Raw genomic sequence first — 22,294 nt, 5'->3', positions numbered from 1 at the left:
TTCCTCTTAGTGATAAAATAAGTAGTGGCTAATAACATGGTGATGTAGTGAAAAATTTACTTTCTAATCCTGCTTTGAAATATGTGATGGTGGGGTTGTTAAATACAGCAATAACTGCAGTTGTGATATTTTTGTTAATGTCTTCTGGAGTAGGGATATACATATCAAATGCTTTTGGGTATGTGGTGGGTGTTCTTTTTAGCTTTGTTGTAAATTCGTTGTTCACTTTTTCAACGACTTTGACCGGTAAGCGTTTTATAAAATTTCTGGCGTCTTGTGCAGTGTGCTGGGTAGCCAATATTATAACGGTCAAAATATTTTTGATAATATTTTCTGATTTTATTTACATGGCTCAATTATGCGGCATGATCGTTTACACAATTTCTGGTTATTTAATTAATAAACTCTGGGTGATGAAATAATGAAACAACCAAAGTTGGCTATTGTCGTGCCATGTTACAACGAGGAAGCCGTATTCAGCCAATGTCTGTCGGTGCTGCGAGGTGTTATTGCGGAGCTAATATCGGCAACGCTGATTGCAGAAGATAGTTATATACTATTTGTTGACGATGGAAGCCGTGATTCAACGTGGCAGCTGATTGCGCAAGCATCGATGGATTTATCTATGGTCAGAGGCGTTAAGCTTTCAAGAAACCGTGGCCATCAGATTGCGTTGCTTGCCGGTCTCGAGGCCGCCGAAGCGGATATCACCGTGAGTATTGATGCCGATCTCCAGGATGATACTGCTGTTATTGCACTAATGGTAAAAGAATACCTTAACGGTAATGAGATTGTATATGGCGTACGTAATGACCGCACTTCAGACTCACCGTTTAAAAGAAAAACTGCCAGCCTCTTTTATGGCTGCATGAAATGGATGGGAGTCCAGCAGGTTCCTCAGCATGCTGATTTCAGGTTGTTAAGCAACCGGGCAAAAAAAGCGCTGCTGAGCTTTAAAGAGCAAAATTTATACCTGCGTGGGTTGGTTCCGCTTATCGGCTATCGCTCAACGCAGGTCGCGTATTCCAGAACCGTACGTGTGGCCGGTGAATCTAAGTATCCATTGAAAAAAATGATTGCTCTGGCAATTGAAGGGATTACCTCGCTGACTATTACGCCATTACGAATCATCGCGGTATTAGGTTTTGCGATCAGCATCCTTTCAGCATGCGCAGCTCTTTACGCACTATTCGAGAAATTTACGGGAAATACCGTTGAAGGCTGGACCTCGGTTATGATAGCCATTTTCTTCCTTGGGGGAGTACAGATGCTATCGTTAGGTATTATTGGTGAATATGTAGGTAAAATCTATATGGAATCGAAAGGTCGACCTAAATATTTTATCGAAAAAACAACGCAGCAGAAGGTTGATAATGAATAGGCAAAAAATTCCCAGAGTGATGATTTTTATAGCTTCTATAGCTATATTATCAGCATTTTGTTACTCATTTGTGGCAAGTGAGAATCAGGCCTATACGTGGGATTCGCGCTTTTATTGGGTAGTGTGGAATGAGTACACGGTACTACTGCAAAACTCTTTCAGGCAATGGATTGGTAGCATAGCATCCTCGGTATACTCTGCAGATTACAACTCCTTACCAATTATTGCTTTGATTCCATTTAACTATCTGCCAATTGGGAACCGGGAAGCATATATTTTAGGCGTATACATTCTTTATCTGTTGCCATTCGCTTATATCGCGATGCGTCTGTTTACGGATGCTGCAGGGATTGATAAAAAATACCGAATTTATGTCTTTGTTTTTTTTGCCAGCTTTATACCTTTTATCACCCCAACATTGCGCGGATATCCTGATGTCGTAGGAATGATTCCGTTATCGCTTTGTTGCTGGATTCTTTCTAATGTAAATGTTATAAAATACCGTGGAGTTAGATTTGTCCTGCTTGCTGTGGCGTTGGGGATATTATTATGGTTACCCTTTGCCTTAAGGCGATGGTATGCATACAGCGTAGTTTCGCTGTTTATTACTTTGCCATTTTTGAATACCTTCTTATTTGGTGCTGATGCGAAGTTTAGTAAAGAGAGGGTGTTTAAATATTTTTCTTTCTTTGCTGTTTCGGGCCTGGTGGTTATTATTGCAGTTTATTTTTTCCAATTTGAACTGGTTAAAAGGATACTGACAACAAATTATTCTGATATTTATTCAGCATATAAGGCAACAGAGGAAGCAACGTTTTATATAACTATAGGTTATGCTGGATTGTATTTGGTGCCGCTGGTTGCGTTGGGTGTTATCTACGTTTTATTCGGCACATCCTACCGGTTAAAAGTTGTTTGCGCGTTTGCGCTGGCAAACTTCGTTATCACCTACATTATTTTTACCCGGACACAAACGCCGGGGATGCAGCATGGAATGCCGTTCTGTTTTTGGTTAGCGATACTCGTGCTGGCGGCTTTAAAGCTAGGTTTTGATAAGTTAAAAAAAGGATGGGCAACCTCTCTGACTGTCGTATTCTCATTATTGACGATTGCGATCTTCGTGAGTACCTATTCAAGACCATTCGGTCAACCTGTTTTGGTTAGCCAATATCTTCCTGGTAAAGAATACCCGCTACGGCTGGATAATTTTAATCACTACCATGAACTCATCAGCTTTATAAACGATCGCGCTGAGTCAGATGATAAAGTTACCGTTTTTGCTTCCAGCGGTTCGCTTAATAATGACCTGTTCTCGGCAATCTCACCGCTTGCTTTTGCCTCGCACATCGCTGCGGTATCACAGGTGGATTTGCGCGATAAGTTGGCTGTGGATGCTTTTAACTCGCGCTTTGCCATCGTAACCGATCCTGCTCAAACGCACCTTGGCAACAACGGGCAGCAGGTTATTTATCTGCCAAATAATCTTATTTTAGAAGGTAAAGGGATCGGTTCTGCTTATACAAGGGTGAGTCATCCATTTATATTGAGCGGTGACGTTCGGGCGTACGTATATGAAAAAAATAGACCATATACTGTCGATGAATACAGAAACATGATTGATGAATTATCCCGCTCCTACCCGTCGTGGAAAGCGGAGTATGAAGACAACATTACGGAGAGTTACCTGACTGCTTCGGTGGAAAAGGGCGACGTCTGGGGCCAGTTTAGCATGTATAGTGAAGGTAAAATCTACGCCCATCCAGGAGCCACTACCCCGACCGTAGTCCGGATGTTTGTTGGCGAATATGACACCTTACGCTTTACTTCGGTCAATAAAAGCTGCGGGCAAACCGATGGTGTGAAAGTGCTTATCAAGGATGTGACGCATAGTGTAGAAAAGCACATTGCCACAGAAGAAAGCGTGGTTTTCGATATGCGTGATTTTCACAATAAAAATATTACCTTGATTATTGATAATAATGGCTCTTCGGCCTGCGATAGCCTGGATATTAGCCAGTAAATAAAAATGGGGGCAATCGCCCCCATTTCATAATAACGACAGATGTCGGCTTTAAGCACGAATAGTATCGTCGCCGAAACCAATCCACTTATAGGTCGTCAACGCTTCAAGCCCCATCGGGCCGCGCGCGTGCAGCTTCTGGGTGCTGACCGCCACCTCCGCGCCGAGACCAAACTGGCCGCCGTCGGTAAAGCGGGTGGAGGCATTAACGTACACCGCAGAAGAGTCCACCTCGTTGATAAAACGATTTGCGTGGCTCAGGGTGCGGGTGAGGATGGCATCCGAGTGCTGGGTACCGTGCTGGCGGATATGCGCGATGGCGTCGTCGAGGTCGGCAACGACTTTGACGTTCAGATCCAGCGACAGAAACTCGTCGTCGTACTGCTCGGCCTTCACCGGCTCTACGCTCGCCGGGCCGTCCTGCAGTACCGGCAGCGATCGCGCGTCAGCGTGCAGCGTCACGCCGCTTTCCGCCATCTGCTTGCTCAGCGCGGGCAGGAAACGCCCGGCGATGTTCTCATGCACCAGCAGAGTCTCAACGGTGTTACAGGTGCTCGGACGCTGGGTTTTAGCGTTGACGAGGATCTTCAGCGCCGGCTCAATCTCGGCGGACTCATCAACAAAGATATGACACACGCCAATACCGCCGGTGATCACCGGGATCGTTGACTGCTCGCGGCACAGCTTGTGCAGGCCCGCGCCGCCGCGAGGGATCAGCATATCGATATATTTATCCATCTTCAGCAGCTCGCCGACCAGCGCCCGGTCCGGGCTCTCAATCGCCTGGACCGCCGCGGCCGGCAGGCCGCACTCTTCCAGCGCCAGCTGGATAACCTTCACCGTCGCGGCGTTGGTGCGCCAGGTCTCTTTCCCGCCGCGCAGGATCGCCGCGTTGCCGGTTTTCAGGCACAGAGAGGCGACGTCAACGGTGACGTTTGGCCGCGCTTCGTAGATTACGCCGATAACGCCCAGCGGAACGCGACGGCGTTCAATGCGCAGGCCGCTGTCGAGCAGCCCGCCGTCAATGACCTGTCCCACCGGATCGGCCAGGCTGCACACCTGGCGAACGTCGTTGGCTATCCCATCGAGGCGCGCCGGAGTGAGCGCCAGGCGATCGAGCATGGCTTCGCTCAGGCCGTTGGCGCGAGCTTCCGCCAGATCCTCGGCGTTAGCCCGCAGAATTATCTCGGTCTCGGCCTGCAGATAGTCGGCAATCTTCTCCAGCACCCGGTTCTTTTCGCGGCTGGAAAGCAGCGCGAGTTTGTAAGAGGCCGCCTTGGCAGCTATGCCCATTTGTTCCAGCATTTTCAGCTCCTTAACGGATTATCATATCGTCACGATGGACGGCGACCGGGCCATATTCATAGCCGAGGATCGCATCAATCTGCTGCGAGTGCTGGCCGGCAATCAGGCGCAGCGCATCGCTGTTGTAGCGGCTGACGCCGTGAGCAATATCGCGGCCGTCGCTATTGCGGATGCGGATAACTTCGCCGCGCGAGAAGTTGCCGGTCACGACTTTGATGCCTTTCGGCAGCAGCGAGCTGCCTCGTTCCAGAATCGCCTGCACCGCACCGGCATCGACGGTGAGTTCTCCCGCCGGTGGGGCGCCGAAAATCCAGCGCTTGCGGTTCTCCAGCGGGGATTCCTGCGCGTGGAAACGCGTACCGACCGATACGCCCTGCATCACGTCGCCAATCACCCCAGGCCGGCTGCCTGCGGCAATGATGGTATCAATTCCCGCACGGCAGGCGACGTCGGCGGCCTGCAGCTTGGTGCCCATCCCGCCGGTGCCGAGTCCGGAAACGCTGTCGCCGGCAATTGCGCGCAGGGCGTCGTCAATACCGTGCACGTCCGTAATGAGCTCGGCCTGCGGATTATTGCGCGGGTCGGCGGTGAACAGGCCCTGCTGATCGGTCAGCAGCAGCAGCTTATCTGCGCCGGCAAGAATAGCGGCCAGCGCCGAAAGATTATCGTTATCGCCGACTTTAATCTCGGCGGTGGCCACGGCGTCATTTTCATTAATGACCGGCACGATGTTGTTATCCAGCAGGGCGCGCAGGGTATCGCGGGCGTTAAGGAAACGCTCGCGGTCTTCCATATCCGCGCGGGTCAGCAGCATCTGGCCAACGTGGATACCGTAAATGGAAAACAGCTGTTCCCACAGCTGGATCAGACGGCTCTGTCCTACCGCCGCCAGCAGCTGTTTCGACGCAATCGTCGCGGGAAGTTCCGGGTAGCCGAGGTGCTCACGACCGGCGGCGATGGCCCCGGAGGTCACAATAACAATGCGGTGGCCCATGGCGTGCAGCTGCGCGCACTGGCGCACTAATTCGACGATATGGGCGCGGTTCAGGCGGCGGGATCCGCCCGTTAAAACACTGGTGCCCAGTTTTACCACCAGCGTCTGGCTATCACTCATGATTCTCTGCCGTTCAAAAGGAATATCGATATCGAGGTGATGTTGTAACAGGACTCAGGCCGCTTGCCAACCGCGGCGTTTTTAGCGCGCCGTTTTATTGCGCGGGATCGGGCATTCTGGAGAGGGAAGATGACAATTTTATGATGGAAACATTTAAATACCCTTTTTTATAAAAAGTTCCACATTGTCATAAATTTTTAATACTGGAGCGTTAAAAAACCTCCTGTTTTCACGGGGCCTTCGCCCGGAATTGATTAGCGCGTATAAATAAATCACCAGGACTGAATAATGAAAAAGAGCTCACTGGCATTAATGATGATGGGTCTTATTGCTGCTTCGGCTACCCAGGCAGCCGAAGTTTTTAACAAAAACGGCAATAAGCTGGACGTGTACGGCAAAGTCAGAGCGATGCACTATTTAAGCGATGATGACAGCAAGGACGGCGACCAGACCTACGTTCGTTTCGGCATCAAAGGCGAAACCCAGATTAACGATCAGCTGACCGGCTACGGTCGCTGGGAGTCCGAATTCTCCGGCAACAAAACCGAAAGCGACTCTTCCCAGAAGACTCGTCTGGCGTTCGCTGGCGTAAAACTGAAGGACTTCGGCTCCTTCGACTACGGCCGTAACCTCGGCGCGCTGTACGATGTTGAAGCCTGGACCGATATGTTCCCTGAATTCGGCGGCGACTCTTCCGCGCAAACCGACAACTTTATGACCAAGCGCTCCAGCGGCCTGGCAACCTACCGCAATACCGACTTCTTCGGCGTGGTTGATGGCCTGGATCTGACCCTCCAGTACCAGGGTAAAAACGAAAACCGTGACGCTAAAAAACAGAACGGCGACGGCTTCGGTACGTCTTTAAGCTATGACTTCGGCGGCAGCGATTTCGCCATCAGCGCAGCCTACACCAGCTCTGACCGTACCGATGCCCAGAACCAGCTGGCACGCGGCGTGGGTAAAAAAGCGGAAGCCTGGGCTACCGGCCTGAAATATGACGCCAACAATATCTACCTGGCAACCATGTATTCTGAAACCCGCAAAATGACCCCGATCAGCGGCGGTTTTGCGACGAAAGCGCAGAACTTTGAAGCGGTGGCACAGTACCAGTTCGACTTCGGCCTGCGTCCGTCTCTGGGCTACGTGCTGTCAAAAGGTAAGGATATCGAAGGCGTAGGTAGCGAAGACCTGGTCAACTATATCGACGTCGGCCTGACCTACTACTTCAACAAAAACATGAACGCCTTCGTTGATTATAAAATCAACCAGCTGAAGAGCGATAACAAGCTGGGTCTTAGCGACGACGACATCGTTGCCGTGGGCATGACCTATCAGTTCTGATTATCCTGACGCCCGGCCAGCAAGCGCTGCCGGGTAGAGGGTAAAAAAAGCCGCTGCGTTTTGTGCAGCGGCTTTTTCTTATTCGGCATTAGCGGTTTTTAGCCAGGTGTTGGCGATCGTCGTTCATCGTTATCTGAGCGTTATACTCTTTCGGCAGGCGGCGCGCCTGATAGAAAGCCGACTTCCAGTACGGATTGTCCAGCGAGGAGCGCATTACGCCCTGGCTGGCCGAGGCGTGGAGAAAATCGTGGTTGGTGTCGTAGAAGCCGACGTGCATGCCGCCGTTAATGCGGAAGAACACCAGGTCTCCGGGGCGCAGCTGCTGAGGCTTGACCCGCTCGCCCATCCGCAGCAGCTCTTTGGTCGTGACCCTGTCCATCGGCAGGTTGAAGCGATCCTTCAGCGTGCGCCAGACGAAGCCGGAACAGTCGACTCCGCTTTGATCGGTGCCGCCCCATTCATAGGGCGTTCCGTGCCAGGTATGCATCTGATCGTGCAGCGCGGCGATGACCGGGATCAGGTCATCTGAACCGCCGTCGATAGGCGCATATTCATGGTGGGCCGCGGTTTTCGGGTGCTTAGCCGGGGATGAACATCCTGCCAAAATCAAAAAAGGAACAAATAATAAGGCGTGCACAAGCTTTGGCGTCATATCATTATTTTCATAGTGAGCTATAGAACGGAATTATTTATAGCGTATTCACCATATTGCCAGAATGGGATGAGATGATTTTTACGAAACCTTACGTTAGGCGCATGCATAATTTGTCATGCCGGCGGCGCAGGGAATATTAGCGTTAACATTTCAATCTCATTTATTAATAAATAATTTCACTATTAAACAATATTTCACGGAAACTTTGCGGGTGCGAGGATTGCGGCTAACGACAAGGTGAAAGATCCTCATCATCCCGGCATTGCGCCGCTGGCCCGCCCTCCAGTACTTTTGTGGCATAAAAGAGAGAACGGGGCGGGTCTATGCATCTGGATTTTCGCCAACTGCGCAACTTTGTGGCGTTGGTTGAGTACGGCACCTTTAATCGTGCGGCGGAGGCGGTGTGCCTGTCGCAATCGGCCTTCAGCCGCAGCATTCAGGCGCTCGAACAGAGCGTCGGCCATCCGTTATTCGACCGCCAGAGCAGGCTGCCGACGCTTACGCTGCACGGGCAAAAGCTGCTGCCGTACGCCCGGCGGTTTCAGGAGCTGAACGTCGAGCTCAGCAGCCAGCTGCGGGAGGCGGATGATGCGCAAAACGGCGAGGTCGCGTTTGGCTGCGGCCCGGCGCCCTCCGCGCGGCTGATCCCGGCCGCCGTGGGTGAGTTTCACCGTCTGCTGCCGCAGGCGCGGGTGCGCTTTCAAATTGATAACTGGTTTGCCCTGCATCATGCGCTCACCACCCAGCACTATCCTTTTGTGGTGGCCGACAGCTGGCAGGCCGAACTGGACCCGCAGCTGCGGGTCCAGCCGCTCAGCCCGCAGCGCTGCTTCTTCGTCTGCCACGCCGACCATCCGCTGGCAAAGCGGGGGCCGGTCTCTATCCAGGAGATGCTGCGCTATCCTTTTGCCGCGCCGTACTTGCCGCCCGGAGTGCGCAAAGTGCTGGCGACCCTCAGCCAGCAGCAGGACTTTGCCCCGGCGATTCAGTGCGACCATATCTACGCGCTGCTCTCAACCCTGGCGCATACCGATGCGATAAGCTTCGCCAGCGAAGACGGCTTCGCGCTTTGCCAGCACAGCCACCGGCTGGTCAAGCTCGAGCTAAGCGACCTGCCGGACGAGTGGCGGCTGATGCAGACCCGGTTTGCGATTATCTCCCCGGTTCACGCCGCGCAGCCGCCGCTGGTGGCAAAGCTGATAGAGGTTATCCTGCACGCCGACCGTCTGCATCAGCTGCAGCTCCTGGATCGGGAGGAGAGGGGCTAACCGCCGTTTGCCGGCTGGCCTTTGGCATCGTACTGCGGCCAGCGCTTTTCCAGGCCCTGCGTTTTTAGCGCCCGTTCGACAAACTGTCCATCCGCCCACTGGCCGACGTCAAAAGCGCTACGGATCAGGCGGCCGGATTGCGCCTGCCCGACGCTGCTGCTGAAGCTGTCGGTGAGGAACGGGTCGATGCGCGGGGAGGTGGTGAAGTTAAGATCCTGCGGCTGCAGCTCCTCCAGGAACAGCGCCTGCGGGATCTGGCTCTGCTGCGCCATCTCTGCCGACCAGGCGTCCCGGTTGGCCGGGTCGCTGATTTCAGCAGCGTTCTTCACCAGCACGTCGATAATCTGCTGGGTGGCCTGCGGCCAGGCCGCAATAAAGGTTTGCGTCCCGAGGAAGCCGGCTTGAGTGGTGTTCTGACGGCCGGAATCGCCGCTTTTCACCACCACCTCTATCTTATCTCCGCGCAGCGCCAGCAGCGAGACGCCGCCCCACACCGCATCGACGCGACCGGCCGCCAGCGCGGCTTTGCCGGCGTTCCAGTCGAGGTTAATCACCTGCATGCTGCGTTCGTTAAGACCGACGGTTTGTAAGGCGCGATCGAAGGCCAGCTGATCCGCCGTACCGCGATAGACGGCCACCCGTTTCCCCTTCAGGTCGGCGAGATTTTTAATTCCCGAGGCGGTGGTTGCCGCGAGGTAAGATTCGGAGCCGCGGCTGCCCAGCAGCAGGCGCGTCGGGAGCCCGTTGGCTTTGCCGATAATCGCCGCCAGGTCGCCGAGGTAGACAAAATCAAGCTGCCGGTTGGCCAGCGCCTCATTTACCGCCGGGCCCGCGCCTTTGAAAAACTGCCACTGCACCTCCACGCCCTGCGGCTTAAACACCTCTTCCAGCTGATGGCGGATAAACGCCATGCCGACGGGCCCTTCGATAAACGGCTTGCTGCCCGCGCTTTGATCCGGCACGCCGATGCGGATCGTGCGCAGCTCCTCGCCCTGCGCGCCGGCCAGCAGGCCCACGGCGGCGACCAGCGCCAGCAGGGTGCGGCTAAAAAATACTTTCATCATAAGTTATTGCTCCTCTGAGTTTTTTTCTCACCCTAAAGAGCCGAAGGGCCGGGTGTTAAATGCTTTTATGCGCAGAGCAAAGCTGAAAAAAAGCTAAGCCAGGGGCCGCGTGCCCGGCAGGCTGAAATGCATTCGCTGCATCGGGATTATTCGTCTAACGCAATGGCGGCAGGGCGCAAGGAACGTTTTTATAGCGCTATAACTTCAGCAAAAGTGGACCGATATGTCGCAGATGATCTTAAAAACAGGCGCACCGGGCAGGCCGCAGTTCAGGCTAAACGGTTGGCCGTGGCTGCTGCCCGCGCTGCTGCTGCTGCTGTGGTACGTCGCCGCCCGCGAAGGCTGGATGGCGGAGCAGATCCTGCCCGCGCCGTCGGTCGTTGCCGATACCGCGCTGTCGCTGCTGAGCGGCGATCTGCTGGCGCAGTGGGGATTCAGCCTCCGGCATCTGGCGCTGGGCCTGCTGCTGGGAGCCGTGGCCGGAACGCTGCTCGGGGCGCTGTTCGGCCTGGTTCCGTCTGCCGCCCAGCGGATCGAGCCGCTGTTTTACGCCCTGGCGCAAATTCCGACGCTGGGCTGGATCCCGCTGTTTATGGTGATCTTCGGCATTGATAACGGCCTCAAGCTGGCGGTTATCGTCAAAACCACCGTGGTGCCGATGACCATCAATACCCAGCAGGCGGTCAGCGGCGTACCGCTGACGCTGAGCGAAGCGGCAAGGGTCATGAACTTCTCCCGCTGGCAGCGGCTGCGCTGGCTGGTGATCCCGGCGAGCCTGCCGGGCTGGTTTACCGGCCTGCGGCTGGCGCTTTCGCAGGCCTGGGTATCGCTGATCGTCGTTGAGCTGCTGGCCTCTTCCGAAGGGATTGGCTACCTGATGGTCTGGGGGCGCCAGCTGTTTCAGCTGGATATCGTCTTCGTCACCATCGCGGCGGTGGGCCTCAGCGGCATGGCGATGGAGTGGGCGGCCAACCGGGCCTGCTCCCGGCTGGTGTTCTGGCCGCAGCCGGCCACCGGGCGCCTGGCCTGGAAACCGCAGGCCAGCTGGCGGGCGTTACAGCTGCCGCTGGTGCTGCTGGCGCTATGGCAGCTGGCCAGCGGGCAGGGCTGGATCGATAGCGTACTTTTCTCGTCGCCGCTGGCGGTGGCCGAGCGCTTTATTCAGGGAGCGGCCAGCGGCGAGCTGGCTGCGGCGATGCTCGCAAGCCTGGGACGGGCGTTTGCCGGCGGCGCGCTGGGTATCGCCGGCGGGCTGCTCTGCGGACTGCTGCTGGCGCTGCGCCCGCGCGCCGGAGCGATCTTTACCCCGACGCTTAACGTCCTGCGCCATATCGCCCTGTTTGCCTGGCTACCGCTGCTGACCGCGTGGGTCGGCAACGATAACGGCGGCAAAATCGTGTTCATCGCCCTGGCCTCCTTTTTTCCGATGTTCTTCAGCACCCTGCAGGCCGTTCTTCAGCGCAGCCCGCAGCTGGATGAGGTTGCCAGGGTGCTGCGCCTGAGCGGCCTGACGCGCCTGCGCAGGCTGATCCTCCCCGGCGCCGCCGCGGGTATGTTTGCCGGCCTGCGCCTGGCGCTGATTTACGCCTGGCTTGGCAATATCGGCGCAGAGTATTTCATGTCCTCCGGCGTGGGTATCGGCAGCCTGATGATCAATGCCCAGCAGCTGCTGGATATGCCGACCATTCTCTGCGGCATGGTGCTGATCGGCGTCACCGGCGCTGCGCTGGATAAAGCCGGACGTTTACTGGAAATTCGCGCCACCCGCTGGCGCCAACAGGAGTCGCTATGACCACTTCACCCCTGGTCTCTTTTGACCGCGTCCGTAAATCCTGGCAGCAGGTGACGGCGCTACAGAACTTCAGCCTGGATATCGCCGCCGGCGAGCTGGTGGCGCTGGTAGGCAGCAGCGGCTGCGGTAAATCAACGCTGCTGCGGATGCTGGTCGGCCTCGAATCCGCGACCCAGGGTGAGATTCGCATCCACGGCGAGCCGGTGACCGGCGTCGGCAAAGAGCGCGGCATCGTGTTTCAGGAGCCGCGCCTGTTTCCGTGGCTTAACGTTATCGACAACGTGATGCTCGGCCTGGCGGATGAGCCGCTGAGCCGGACGGCGAAACGCCAGCGGGCGCTGGAAATGCTGGAGCGCGTCCAGCTCACCGAGTTTGCCAGCGCGCTGCCCGCCCAGCTCTCGGGCGGCATGGCGCAGCGGGTGGCGATCGCCCGCGGCCTCGTCGGCCGCCCGCAAATTCTGATGCTGGATGAACCTTTCGGCGCGCTGGATGCCCTGACGCGCCATACCCTGCAGCAGGAGCTGCTGCAGATCCACCGGAGCGCGGGAACCACCACGCTGCTGGTGACCCACGATGTGGAAGAGGCGGTCGCGCTGGCCGACCGGGTGGTGGTACTGTCGCCGCGCCCGGGACGGATACGCGAAGTGGTGAGCCTTGAGCTCCCCCATCCGCGCCGGCGCGAAGAGGCCTCTTTTACCGCCGCCTGCCGCCAGATCCGCAATCTGATTACTTCTCTGCCTGATACCGTTATTTAAGGAGCAACACCATGGGACATCCTTCCATTTACCCGACCGGCGCCACCGTTTACGATCCCGCGCGTGCCTGGAGCGGCTACACCCTTTTCCAGGCCACCGAGCGCGGCGCGGTGCTGGTGGATATGAACGGTCAGGTGGTACGCGAATGGCCTGAACTGCACGGATTTCCCAATAAAATCCTGCCCGGCGGCGCGATACTCGGCCACAGCGGCGAGCGCGATCCGCGCTACGGTATGCAGGATATGCTCGACCTGATCCAGGTGGACTGGGAGGGTAACGTGACCTGGAAGTTCGATCGCTACGAACGGGTCAGCGATCCCGGCAATGAAACGCGCTGGATGGCGCGCGCGCATCATGATTACCAGCGCGCCGGCAACCCGGTAGGCTACTACGCGCCGGGGCTGGAGCCGCAGGTGGAGGGGGGAAATACGCTGATCCTCGCTCACACCAATCTGGTGAATGCCGACATCTCCGACAAGCTGCTGCTGGATGACACGATTATTGAAGTCGACTGGCAGGGCAACGTGGTCTGGGAGTGGCGCTGCAGCGACCATTTCCACGAGCTTGGCTTCGACGATGCGGCGCGCACCGCGCTGTACAACAACCCCAATATGCGCGCCAGCGGCGGCGGAATGGGCGACTGGATGCATATCAACTCGATGTCGGCGCTGGGGCCGAATAGGTGGTATGACGCCGGGGATCGGCGCTTCCATCCCGACAATATTATCTGGGACGCTCGCGAATCCAACATTATCGCCATCATTGATAAGCAGAGCGGTCGCATCGTCTGGCAGCTTGGCCCGGACTACAGTAAGCCGGAGCTCAAGCACATCGGCTGGATTATCGGCCAGCATCACGCCCATATGATCCCCCACGGGCTGCCGGGCGCGGGCAATATCCTCATCTTCGATAACGGCGGCTGGGCCGGATACGGCGCGCCAAACCCGGCGTCGGCGGATGGGGTGAAAAACGCCTGGCGCGATTACTCGCGGATCCTTGAGATCAATCCGCTGACCCTTGATATCGAGTGGCGCTACTCGCCCTATGAAGCGGATCTTCCGCAGCCGACCGACTCGTACCGCTTCTACAGCCCCTATATCAGCAATATGCAGCGTCTGGAAAACGGCAATACCTTGATTAACGAAGGCTCGAACGGGCGCGTTTTTGAAGTGACCCGCGACCATGAGATCGTCTGGGAATATATTTCACCGTTCTGGGGCAAGACGCTGAATAACAATATGGTCTACCGCGCCTACCGCATCCCCTACGCCTGGATACCGCAGCTGGCGCAGCCGCAGGAGACGCCGATCGCGGCGGTGGACGTGCGGACGTTACGCCAGCCCGGCGCGGCGGCCGCGGGCCCGGCGCAGAGCGTGGTGCGGGTCGCGGGAGTGCAGCCGTACAGCAAAAGCGCCGATGCGCTGTGCGTGGCGACCGACAACGATACCCTGCGCCGCAGCCCGAAGCTGTTCCGGGTGGCGGAAAGCGCCTTCACTCCGCTGAGCGCGGCGGAGGAGCTGGAAAGCGAGCGGCCAATACTGCTGTTTGTCGGCGCTGAGCGCTGCGTGCACTGCCGTAAACTCTGGCAGCTGCTGGCGCAGGAAAAGGTTGCGCAACGGATCGCGGCGCTGAACCGGCGCTATCTCGATGCCGATCGCCACCAGGATCTGGCGACGACCCTCGGGGTTCGCGGTCTGCCGACGCTGCTGCTGATCGAGCGGGGGCAGCCGACGGCGCGGGCGCCCGCGCAACTGTCGGTTGAAAATCTGCTGGCCTGGCTGAAGGGCGCGCTGGCGTCGTAGAGCCGCTGCGGGCTGGCTTTATGCCGGCCCGGGTTGATGGGCGGATATTTCGTTTGCTACCTTGAGGCGGTGGCGTGACGGCGGACAGGCTGGGCGGATCATTCTGCTGTCATCTTTCTTAAGCATGCTCTGGCGAGCCTGTTTACTGATTAGGGAAAATTAACGATGTCCAAAACTCTCACGATCTTCGATCTGGATAACACCTTGATTAAGGGTGACAGCAGTACGGTATGGAGCCGTTTTCTGGTGAGGGAAGGATGGACCGGCGACCCGGACTATCTGGCGCGAGAAGCGATGCTGATGGAGGATTACGATCGCGGTGAGATGAATATCGCCGATTACGTGGCGCTGATCCAGGCGCCGCTGATTGGCGTCCCGCAGGCGGAAGTCGACGGCCTGGTCGCCCGCTGCGTGCGCGAGGAGATCCTGCCCCGCGTCTACCCGCAGGCGTGGGAGGTTATCCGCACGCTGCGGGCGCGCGGCGAACAGATGCTGGTGATCTCGGCCTCGGTCAGCCTGCTGGTGCAGGCGGTGTCCGATGAGCTGGGCATCGAGCAGGCGTTAGGCATTGACGTAGAGATGGCTGATGGCGGCTATACCGGCGTGATTGCCGGGACGCCGAGCTATCAGCATGGGAAGGTGATTCGGCTGGCTGAGTGGCGGCAGGCCTACCCGCAATTCGCCGGAGAGGTGACGTTTTATACCGATTCAATTAACGATCTGCCGCTGTGCCTGCACGCCGACCGCGTGCGGCTGGTCAACCCTTGCCCGCAGCTGACGGCGGCGAATGAGGAGCACCGGTGGCCGGTGCTTCACTGGCAGCTTTGATCTCTCCGGGCGGGCGCAGCGCGCCGCCTCGGGGAGGCTGGCGCTATCAGGATTTAAACAGCGGCACTACGCTGCCGCCGATATAGCGCCGACGGAGCCAGGCGGAGAGCATATCCATCGCCATCACCACCACCACCAGCAGAAGGGTGATAAACATCACCACGTCCCAGTTCCACAGGCGCATATTTTCCGCGTAAATCAGGCCGATCCCGCCGGCGCCAACGAAGCCCAGCACCGCTGCGGAGCGGGTGTTGGACTCGATTTGATAGAGGCTCAGGGCCAGAAACGTCGGGAAGGATTGGGTGAAAATGCCGAAGCGGTGTTTCTGCAGGCCGTTGGCGCCGACGGCGGTTAGCCCGCGACCCGGTGAGCGGTCTACCGCCTCATGGCCTTCGGCATACAGGCGGCCGAGCAGGCCGGTATCCTGCATAATAATCGCCAGCACCCCGGCCAGCGGCCCGAGGCCGACGGCGCGCACGAAAATCAGCCCCCAGATAGCCATATCGATCCCGCGCAGGACGTCAAACAGCCGACGCATCAGCAGGGCGATAATCCCCGGAATCAAGCCGCGCATAATATTGCGTGCCGCGAGGAAAGAGAGCAGCAGGGCGATGACCGTGGCGGTGATCGTCCCGACGAAGACGATCGCCAGGGTAATCCCGATCTGCGTGAAATAGTAGCGGAACGGCCAGTTAAAAAAGTCGTGCCACACGAACATGCGCAGCAGATAGCGGCTGATTTGCTGCAGCCCGGTGGTGAGCTGCTCCCCGCTGATACCAAACTGCATAAAGAACCAGACGTAATAGAGCACGCTCAGCAGCGCCAGCAGGCCGACGTAGCGCAAATAGCGTCCCTGGGCCTGATACAGCGCCTTATGCTGGCGGCGGCTGGCGGCGATATCCGGTTGTTTTTGCCACTGACTCATTTTTTACCCTCGAGAACCCACTGTCGCAGGCGGCCGGACAGCATATCCAGCAGCGAGACCACGATGATGATCAGCAGCAGCGTGATGCTGACCTGATCGTAACGATCGAGCTTAATGTTGGTCATCAGCTCCTGGCCGATCCCCCCGGCGCCCACCAGCCCAAGAATGGTTGAGGAGCGGAAGTTGATCTCCAGGCGCATAAAGCCGTAGGAGAGAAAAATCGGTTTTACCTGCGGCCACAGGGCGAAGCGAACCCGCTGCAGCGGCGAGGCGCCGCAGGCCATCAGCCCGCGAACCGGCTTGTCCTGAGCGCTTTCCACCGCTTCATAAAACAGCTTGGTCAGGCTGCCGATGGTGTGCAGCATCAGCGCCAGAAAGCCGGGGATCGCGCCAATGCCGAAGGCCATCACGAAAATGACCGCCCACGCCAGCTCCGGCATGGTACGCAAAAAGGCGACTAAAACGCGGATGGCGAAACGCAGCGGCGGCGGTGACCAGGCGTTGTTGGCGGCGAGAAAGGCCAGCAGGGTGGCGATGACTACGGCGACCAGGGTAGAGGCCAGCGCCAGCTGCAGGGTTTCCCAAATCAGCGGCAGCTGGATCGGCAGGCGGTAGCCCCAGTAGGCGAACGACCCTTTGGTATGCGAATCGGCAAACAGATCGCTGACGTGGAGCGTCGGCAGCGTCTCAAACATGTAATCGAGAAAGTTTGGCAGGGAGTGCCAGATGGTGAAGAGATTAAATTCAGCCGCGCTGCCCGCGGCGAAGTAAAGCACCAGCAGCAGCAGCGACCAGCTAAAGGTGTCGCGCTTTTGCCGCGCGCGCACCTGCTGGTAATAGCGTTCAAATTCGGTATTCGAAATATTCATACGTCAAGGGGTCTTCAGCATACCGCCGCCTCGCGCTTGATAAGCCGGGAGGCGGCGTGGAGGCGGGATTAACGGGCGCTCACCAGCTCGCGCTTCATATCGATAATCTGCTGGAAATCGGCAACGCTGCCCGGGCCGATATGCTGGGTACCGCCCATCGCTTTGATAAAGCAGGCGTGGTTATCGGTATCCAGCTTTTTGATCGCGGTGATGACCCTGGCTTTAAAATCAGCCGGCAGCGCGTTGCTCACCAGGATCGGGCCGTTGGGGATTAGCGGCGATTGCCAGATGATGCGGATCTGCTTCATCAGATCCGGATGATCCATCCGAATCAGGCGGTTGAACGCGCCCACGCTGTAGCCGCTGTTGTAGTCGCCCACCATAGAGGTCCAGGTCACCGCGCCGGCAAACTGGCCGTTCAGCACGCCCAGAATGTCCTGCTCGTGGCCGCCGGAGAAGGTCACGCTGGAGAAGAAGTTGTTATATTTATTATCCGTGGTGCCGCCAAATTTCTGCTTAAAGGTTTGGTTCGGGATCAGGAAGCCGGAGGTTGAATCCGGGTCGGCGAAGCCAAAGGCTTTGCCTTTCAGATCGTCTAACGATTTATACGGGCTGTCGGCTTTAACGATAACCACCGAATGGTAGCCGCGAGACTTGTCTTTATCATCCACGGCGATGCCGACAATATCGACCGCTTTCGGGTTATTAATATAAACCGAGGCGTACGAGGAGGGCGACATGCTCAATACCACGTCAACTTTGCCGCCCAGCAGGCCCTGAATAACGCCGGAGTAATCGGAAGAGTTGCGTAATTTGGTATCGACGTTCAGCTCTTTATCGAGAAAGTCTTTCACACACTGGTTATCACCAATTTGCTGGGTGGCGTTCTGGCCGCCGAGGATCCCCAGATTTAACTCTTTCGGCTGCCCGGCAGCGCTCGCCTGCCATGCCATCATAATGCCCGCGATCGCTGCGGATAAACGAACTGCGCCAGTGATATATTGTTTCATTATTTTGCCCGTGTGAGTGGAAATTAATGCAATTGGCTAATTTCATCCCCGTACAGCCGATGCAGAATATCCTGATTCAGCTGAGAGGGATGGTCGTCAAAAATAATGTTGCCCCGCGCCACGCCGATAACCCGCGTGCAGTACTCTTTCACCAGCTCGACCGAGTGCAGGTTGACCATCACGCTGATGCCCTGTTCGCTAATTTCGCGCAGCACGTTCATGATGCGCTGGGTATTTTTCGGGTCGAGAGAGGCGACCGGCTCATCGGCCAGCAAAATACCGGGGTTCTGCATCAGCGCCCGGCAGATAGCCACGCGCTGCATCTGCCCGCCGGAGAGATTTTCCGCCCGCTGCAGCGCATGCGGCAGCATGTTCATCCATTCGAGCAGGGAGATGGCGCGCGCCCGGTCGGCATCGGGGAAGACTTTGAACAGCGACTTCAGCGTCGAGGTCTGGCTCAGGCGCCCGAGCAGGACGTTTGTCAGCACATCAAGGCGCGGCACCAGGCAGAAGTCCTGGAAAATCATCCCGCATTCGCTACGCCAGGCGTTCAGCGCCCGGCCCTTAAGTTTGGCGACATCGTGCGGGGTGCCGACTTCCGGATAGCTGAGGATCTCGCCGCTGGTGGCGCTGTGGGTGCCGTTAAGCACGTGCAGCAGGGTTGATTTACCCGCGCCGGAGCGGCCGATAACGCCCACCAGCTCGCCGGCGTGGAGATCGAAGCTGATGCCATCCAGCACGGTTTGCTGCGCGCTGTAGGACTTGCTCAGGCCGCGCACGCTTAAGACTTTCCGCTGCCGATCGGTATCTGGCTGACTAAATTGTGGGTAATCGGTATCGGTTACCGCAGCGAGAGAACTATTCATAACAGCGTCCAGGTTCGTCATTAAACTGGGCACTATTAATGGCGTTTTTTATGATCGTTATATGACGGTAAGGCGAACAAATAGTGAACGGTGGCGATTTGTCGCCGCGGAAAGGACGAAAATAGTGCCCTCCGATGGCGAAGGGCAGGGAGGCGACGCGCCGGGAGCGGCGGCGATTTTTATGCCGGCTTCAGCCGCTTGCGCCAGCGAAAACGGCGGCTTGCCAGCAGGCTCAGGCCGCAGCACAGCAGATAGTAGACCGCGCCGGTGAAGACAAAAATGGCCAGCGGGTAGATCTGGACGCGGTTGTTCACCTGGCCGGCGACGGTGGTGAGCTCCGGGACGTTGACGATAAACGCCAGCGACGTATCCTTCAGCAGGCCGATAAAAATCCCCACCAGCGAAGGCTGCACGTTGCGCAGCGCCTGCGGCAGCAGGATCAGGCGCAGCGCCTGTCCGGCGGAAAAGCCCTGCGTCCGCGCCGCCTCATACTGGCCGGCGGGAAGCGACTGTAGGCCGGCCAGCACCGAGTGCATCACCGAGGCGGCGGTAAACCACGCCAGCGCCAGGGTCACCGTCACGGCGCCCGGCAGATCGCTGCCGGTGAGCATCGGCAGCAGATACCAGAGCCAAAAAATGACGAAAATCAGCGGAATACCGCGAATGATTTCGGCCCACAAAAACAGCAGCCGACGGACGGTTCCGCCATAGCGCCAGGCGACGGCGGCCAGGAGAACGCCGCCGGTTAGCGCCAGCGCCGCTGCGCCAACCGCCATCATCAGCGTCAGGGCTACGCCGCCGGGAATGCCTTCCGCCAGGCGTCCCCACAGCAGGTAATCGAGATTGTCGGCGATAACCGCCAGATTAGCGTTCATGCTGGGCTCTCCTGTGCGGACTATGACCCGGGCCGAGGCGCGTCAGCAGCAGCCCCATTGCCACGCCGAGCGCCAGATACAGCGCCGTACCGACGGCAAAGGCTTCCAGCGCGTGGGCGTTATAGCTTTCAATTTGCCGCACCTGATAGGTCAGTTCGGCAAAGCCAATGCCGCTCGCCAGCGAGGAGAGCTTCATCAGGTTCAGATACTGGCCGACAATCGGCTGCCAGGCGTTAGCCAGCCCCTGCGGCAGCAGAATATGGCGCAGCTCGCCCCACGGGGTAAATCCCTGCGAGACCGCCGCTTCCCGCTGGCCGCTGCCGACCGCGCGCAGCCCGGAGGCGATCTCTTCGATCAGGAACGCCGAGGTAAAGACCCCGAGTCCCCACATCGAGCAGATAAACTCCGGCGTCAGCCACCAGACGTTACCCGGCAGAATCGACCAGGAATGGTCGGCGTTGATAAAATCACGGGCGCCGAGGGGCAGCAGGTTCCAGGCGGCAAAGTACCAGAACAGCAGCTGCACCAGCAGCGGGGTGTTGCGAAACAGCGAAACCCAGCAGGCCACCAGCCAGCGCCCCGGCCTGCCGCCGCCGAGGCGAAGCGCCAGCAGCAGAATAGCCAGCACGGTCGCCAGCGCCATCCCGGCAACGCTGACCCACAGGGTGGTGAGAAACCCGGAGACGATCCACTGCAGCGGCTGCCCGCTGAGTACGCCGTGCCAGTCGAGAATCGGCGTCACTCGAGGCCCTCCTGGTGCAGCGGATTAAGCACCTTTTGCAGAAAGCGGCGGGTGCGGGCGTGCTGCGGCCGGGCGAAAAACTCCGCCGGCGGCGCCACCTCGAGGATATCGCCGCCGTCGATAAACACCACCCGGTCGGCAATCTCGCGGGCAAACTGCATCTCGTGGGTGACCACCACCATGGTGATGCCGCTGTGCGCCAGGGTTTTCATCACCTGCAGCACCTCGCCGATCATCTCCGGGTCGAGCGCTGAGGTCGGCTCGTCAAACAGAATAATTTGCGGCGAAGAGGCGAGGGCGCGGGCGATGGCCACGCGCTGCTGCTGGCCGCCGGAGAGCTGGGCCGGCATCTGGCTGGCCTTATCCTCCAGCCCCACCTGCTGCAGCAGCTCCAGCGCCCGCTGGCGGGCGGCATTTTTTGCCCAGCCGTGCACGCGCTCCAGCGCCAGGGTGATGTTTTCCTGCGCCGTCAGGTGGGCGTAGAGATTAAACTGCTGAAACACGAACCCGACGCGGCTGCGCAGCTGGCGAAGCGCGCCGGCGGTGAGCTGACGCGTAGGCCTGCCGTCGATCAGGATCTCGCCGTCGCTCAGGGTTTCGAGCTGGTTGATCAGGCGGATCAGCGTTGATTTCCCCGATCCGGAAGGGCCGAGGATCGCTACCACTTCTCCGGGATTTATCTGCAGATCGACGCCGTTAAGCACCCGATGATCGCCGTAGCTTTTTGCCGCTTTACGCAGTTCGATACTGGCGTTCTGCAGATGTGAAAAATCCGCGGCCGAGGCCGCGGAGCGTGAAAATAAACCCGATAACATATTATTTAGCTTCTATGGTAAACGCGCGCGGCTGTGGGGTTTTGGTCGCCGGGCCGAACCAGACGTCGTAAATTTTTGCCGCCTGGCCGGATTTCTCCAGGTTCACCAGCTCGTCGTTCACTGCCTTCAGCAGCGCCGGCTCGCCTTTCTTCACGCCGACGCCGATCTCCTCTTTGCTCAGCAGATCGGGGATGATTTTAAAGTTGGCCTTATCCGGCGCTTCCGCCAGCAGGCCGGCGAGAATGGTGCTGTCCTGGGTAATCGCCTGCACGTTGCCGTTACGCAGCGCGGTCAGCGCCAGCGGAATATCGTCATAGGAGAGCACGCGCGACTGCGGGAAGCGCTGGTGCAGCGCCTGCTCGCCGGTGGTGCCTTTTACCGCCCCGATGCGCGCTTTGCCGTAGTCGTCAAGCTTATCCGCCGATTTAGCCGGCACGAGGAACTGCTGGCCGGTGACAAAATACGGCGTAGAGAAATCAATAACCTGCGCTCGTTCCGGGGTGATGGTGATATCGGCAACGATCAGATCGGCCTTGCCGGACTGCAGCAGCGGAATACGGTTGGCCGGGTTGGTGGCGACCAGCTCCAGCTTCACGCCGAGCGATTTAGCCAGCGCCTGGGCGAAATCAACGTCATAGCCGACGATCTGGCGCGTTTTCGGGTCAACCGAGCCAAACGGCGGGTTGGCGTCGAAGGTGGCGACTTTCACCACGCCGGCGGCTTTGATGTCTGCCAGCTGGTCGGCCTGAGCCTGCGCGGCAAGCACCAGAATGCCCAGCGCCAGTGCAATTTTTGTTTTTGTCTTGCGCATTATTATATCCCCTGAGTCCCTGTATATGTTTTGTGGTTATTACGCTCCCACAAATT

At 57.8% G+C, this 22,294-nt stretch carries 21 protein-coding genes; 9 read left to right on the top strand and 12 right to left on the bottom strand.

From position 1 onward, the window contains the following. Positions 1–47: 47 nt before the first annotated feature. From MMW58_RS23230 to MMW58_RS23220, 3 genes are read left to right on the top strand one after another with little or no spacing between them, the layout of a single operon-like run. Positions 48–422, top strand: a complete 375-nt coding sequence (locus MMW58_RS23230) for a GtrA family protein (protein ID WP_241722194.1) — start codon at positions 48–50, stop codon at positions 420–422. Further along, on the top strand, positions 422–1,381 hold the full coding sequence (locus MMW58_RS23225; protein ID WP_241722193.1) for a glycosyltransferase family 2 protein: 960 nt from the start codon (positions 422–424) through the stop codon (positions 1,379–1,381). Before MMW58_RS23230 ends, MMW58_RS23225 begins: the two co-directional genes overlap by 1 nt. Beyond that, positions 1,374–3,401 (top strand): hypothetical protein, encoded by a 2,028-nt coding sequence (locus MMW58_RS23220; protein ID WP_241722192.1) that lies wholly within the window; start codon positions 1,374–1,376, stop codon positions 3,399–3,401. Before MMW58_RS23225 ends, MMW58_RS23220 begins: the two co-directional genes overlap by 8 nt. A gap of 51 nt (positions 3,402–3,452) precedes the next feature. Here MMW58_RS23220 and proA read toward each other — a convergent pair whose 3' ends face one another. Next, positions 3,453–4,706: a glutamate-5-semialdehyde dehydrogenase gene (gene proA, locus MMW58_RS23215; RefSeq protein ID WP_241722191.1), complete on the bottom strand. Its 1,254-nt coding sequence runs from the start codon at positions 4,704–4,706 to the stop codon at positions 3,453–3,455. A gap of 10 nt (positions 4,707–4,716) precedes the next feature. After that, on the bottom strand, positions 4,717–5,820 hold the full coding sequence (proB, locus tag MMW58_RS23210; RefSeq protein ID WP_041144214.1) for a glutamate 5-kinase: 1,104 nt from the start codon (positions 5,818–5,820) through the stop codon (positions 4,717–4,719). 288 nt (positions 5,821–6,108) lie between these two features. On the opposite strand from proB, the gene phoE reads away from it, so the two are divergent. Next, positions 6,109–7,161 carry a phosphoporin PhoE gene (phoE, locus tag MMW58_RS23205; protein ID WP_133596292.1) on the top strand — a complete coding sequence of 351 codons (1,053 nt, stop codon included), beginning with the start codon at positions 6,109–6,111 and terminating at the stop codon, positions 7,159–7,161. Positions 7,162–7,249: 88 nt separating this feature from the next. On the opposite strand, the gene MMW58_RS23200 is transcribed toward phoE, so the two are convergent. After that, positions 7,250–7,813, bottom strand: a complete 564-nt coding sequence (locus MMW58_RS23200) for a C40 family peptidase (protein ID WP_241722190.1) — start codon at positions 7,811–7,813, stop codon at positions 7,250–7,252. Positions 7,814–8,139: 326 nt separating this feature from the next. On the opposite strand from MMW58_RS23200, the gene MMW58_RS23195 reads away from it, so the two are divergent. Next, complete coding sequence (locus MMW58_RS23195) at positions 8,140–9,084, top strand: LysR family transcriptional regulator (protein ID WP_095094211.1); 945 nt, start codon at positions 8,140–8,142, stop codon at positions 9,082–9,084. Here the strand turns inward: MMW58_RS23195 and MMW58_RS23190 are convergent. Next, a complete protein-coding gene (locus MMW58_RS23190; RefSeq protein ID WP_241722189.1) occupies positions 9,081–10,148 on the bottom strand; it encodes an ABC transporter substrate-binding protein in 1,068 nt (355 codons plus the stop codon). The two genes, MMW58_RS23195 and MMW58_RS23190, sit on opposite strands and share 4 nt — an antisense overlap. Positions 10,149–10,371: 223 nt before the next feature. On the opposite strand from MMW58_RS23190, the gene MMW58_RS23185 reads away from it, so the two are divergent. From MMW58_RS23185 to MMW58_RS23170, 4 genes are all read left to right on the top strand, one after another. Continuing rightward, positions 10,372–11,940 carry an ABC transporter permease gene (locus MMW58_RS23185; RefSeq protein ID WP_241722188.1) on the top strand — a complete coding sequence of 523 codons (1,569 nt, stop codon included), beginning with the start codon at positions 10,372–10,374 and terminating at the stop codon, positions 11,938–11,940. Continuing rightward, positions 11,937–12,695, top strand: a complete 759-nt coding sequence (locus tag MMW58_RS23180; RefSeq protein ID WP_133596300.1) for an ABC transporter ATP-binding protein — start codon at positions 11,937–11,939, stop codon at positions 12,693–12,695. Before MMW58_RS23185 ends, MMW58_RS23180 begins: the two co-directional genes overlap by 4 nt. An 11-nt stretch (positions 12,696–12,706) precedes the next feature. Then, positions 12,707–14,497: an aryl-sulfate sulfotransferase gene (locus tag MMW58_RS23175; RefSeq protein ID WP_241722187.1), complete on the top strand. Its 1,791-nt coding sequence runs from the start codon at positions 12,707–12,709 to the stop codon at positions 14,495–14,497. Positions 14,498–14,662: 165 nt separating this feature from the next. Beyond that, positions 14,663–15,325, top strand: a complete 663-nt coding sequence (locus MMW58_RS23170) for an HAD family hydrolase (protein WP_241722186.1) — start codon at positions 14,663–14,665, stop codon at positions 15,323–15,325. A gap of 46 nt (positions 15,326–15,371) precedes the next feature. On the opposite strand, the gene phnE (MMW58_RS23165) is transcribed toward MMW58_RS23170, so the two are convergent. From phnE (MMW58_RS23165) to MMW58_RS23130, 8 genes are all read right to left on the bottom strand, one after another. Beyond that, positions 15,372–16,250, bottom strand: coding sequence for a phosphonate ABC transporter, permease protein PhnE (phnE, locus tag MMW58_RS23165; protein WP_241722185.1), 879 nt, complete (start codon positions 16,248–16,250; stop codon positions 15,372–15,374). Next, entirely contained in the window at positions 16,247–17,119 is an 873-nt protein-coding gene (gene phnE, locus MMW58_RS23160) for a phosphonate ABC transporter, permease protein PhnE (protein WP_133596307.1), read from the bottom strand. Before phnE (MMW58_RS23160) ends, phnE (MMW58_RS23165) begins: the two co-directional genes overlap by 4 nt. Positions 17,120–17,187: 68 nt before the next feature. Beyond that, positions 17,188–18,129, bottom strand: coding sequence for a phosphonate ABC transporter substrate-binding protein (gene phnD / locus MMW58_RS23155; protein WP_133596309.1), 942 nt, complete (start codon positions 18,127–18,129; stop codon positions 17,188–17,190). Positions 18,130–18,152: 23 nt separating this feature from the next. Continuing rightward, positions 18,153–18,995: a phosphonate ABC transporter ATP-binding protein gene (phnC, locus tag MMW58_RS23150; protein ID WP_133596310.1), complete on the bottom strand. Its 843-nt coding sequence runs from the start codon at positions 18,993–18,995 to the stop codon at positions 18,153–18,155. 179 nt (positions 18,996–19,174) lie between these two features. Beyond that, positions 19,175–19,870 carry an amino acid ABC transporter permease gene (locus MMW58_RS23145; protein WP_241722184.1) on the bottom strand — a complete coding sequence of 232 codons (696 nt, stop codon included), beginning with the start codon at positions 19,868–19,870 and terminating at the stop codon, positions 19,175–19,177. Continuing rightward, the gene (locus MMW58_RS23140) at positions 19,860–20,612 is read right to left on the bottom strand and encodes an amino acid ABC transporter permease (RefSeq protein WP_241722183.1); all 753 of its coding nucleotides are present in this window, start codon (positions 20,610–20,612) and stop codon (positions 19,860–19,862) included. The genes MMW58_RS23145 and MMW58_RS23140 overlap by 11 nt, the downstream gene beginning before the upstream one ends. Next, positions 20,609–21,427, bottom strand: coding sequence for an amino acid ABC transporter ATP-binding protein (locus MMW58_RS23135; protein ID WP_133596315.1), 819 nt, complete (start codon positions 21,425–21,427; stop codon positions 20,609–20,611). The genes MMW58_RS23140 and MMW58_RS23135 overlap by 4 nt, the downstream gene beginning before the upstream one ends. Position 21,428: 1 nt before the next feature. After that, complete coding sequence (locus MMW58_RS23130; protein WP_241722182.1) at positions 21,429–22,238, bottom strand: ABC transporter substrate-binding protein; 810 nt, start codon at positions 22,236–22,238, stop codon at positions 21,429–21,431. Between the last annotated feature and the right edge of the window lie 56 nt (positions 22,239–22,294).

It is taken from the genome of Klebsiella sp. HC6, assembly GCF_022605325.1.
Classification (GTDB): Bacteria; Pseudomonadota; Gammaproteobacteria; order Enterobacterales; family Enterobacteriaceae; genus Klebsiella; species Klebsiella terrigena.
This window is presented reverse-complemented; position numbering and strand designations above follow the sequence as displayed.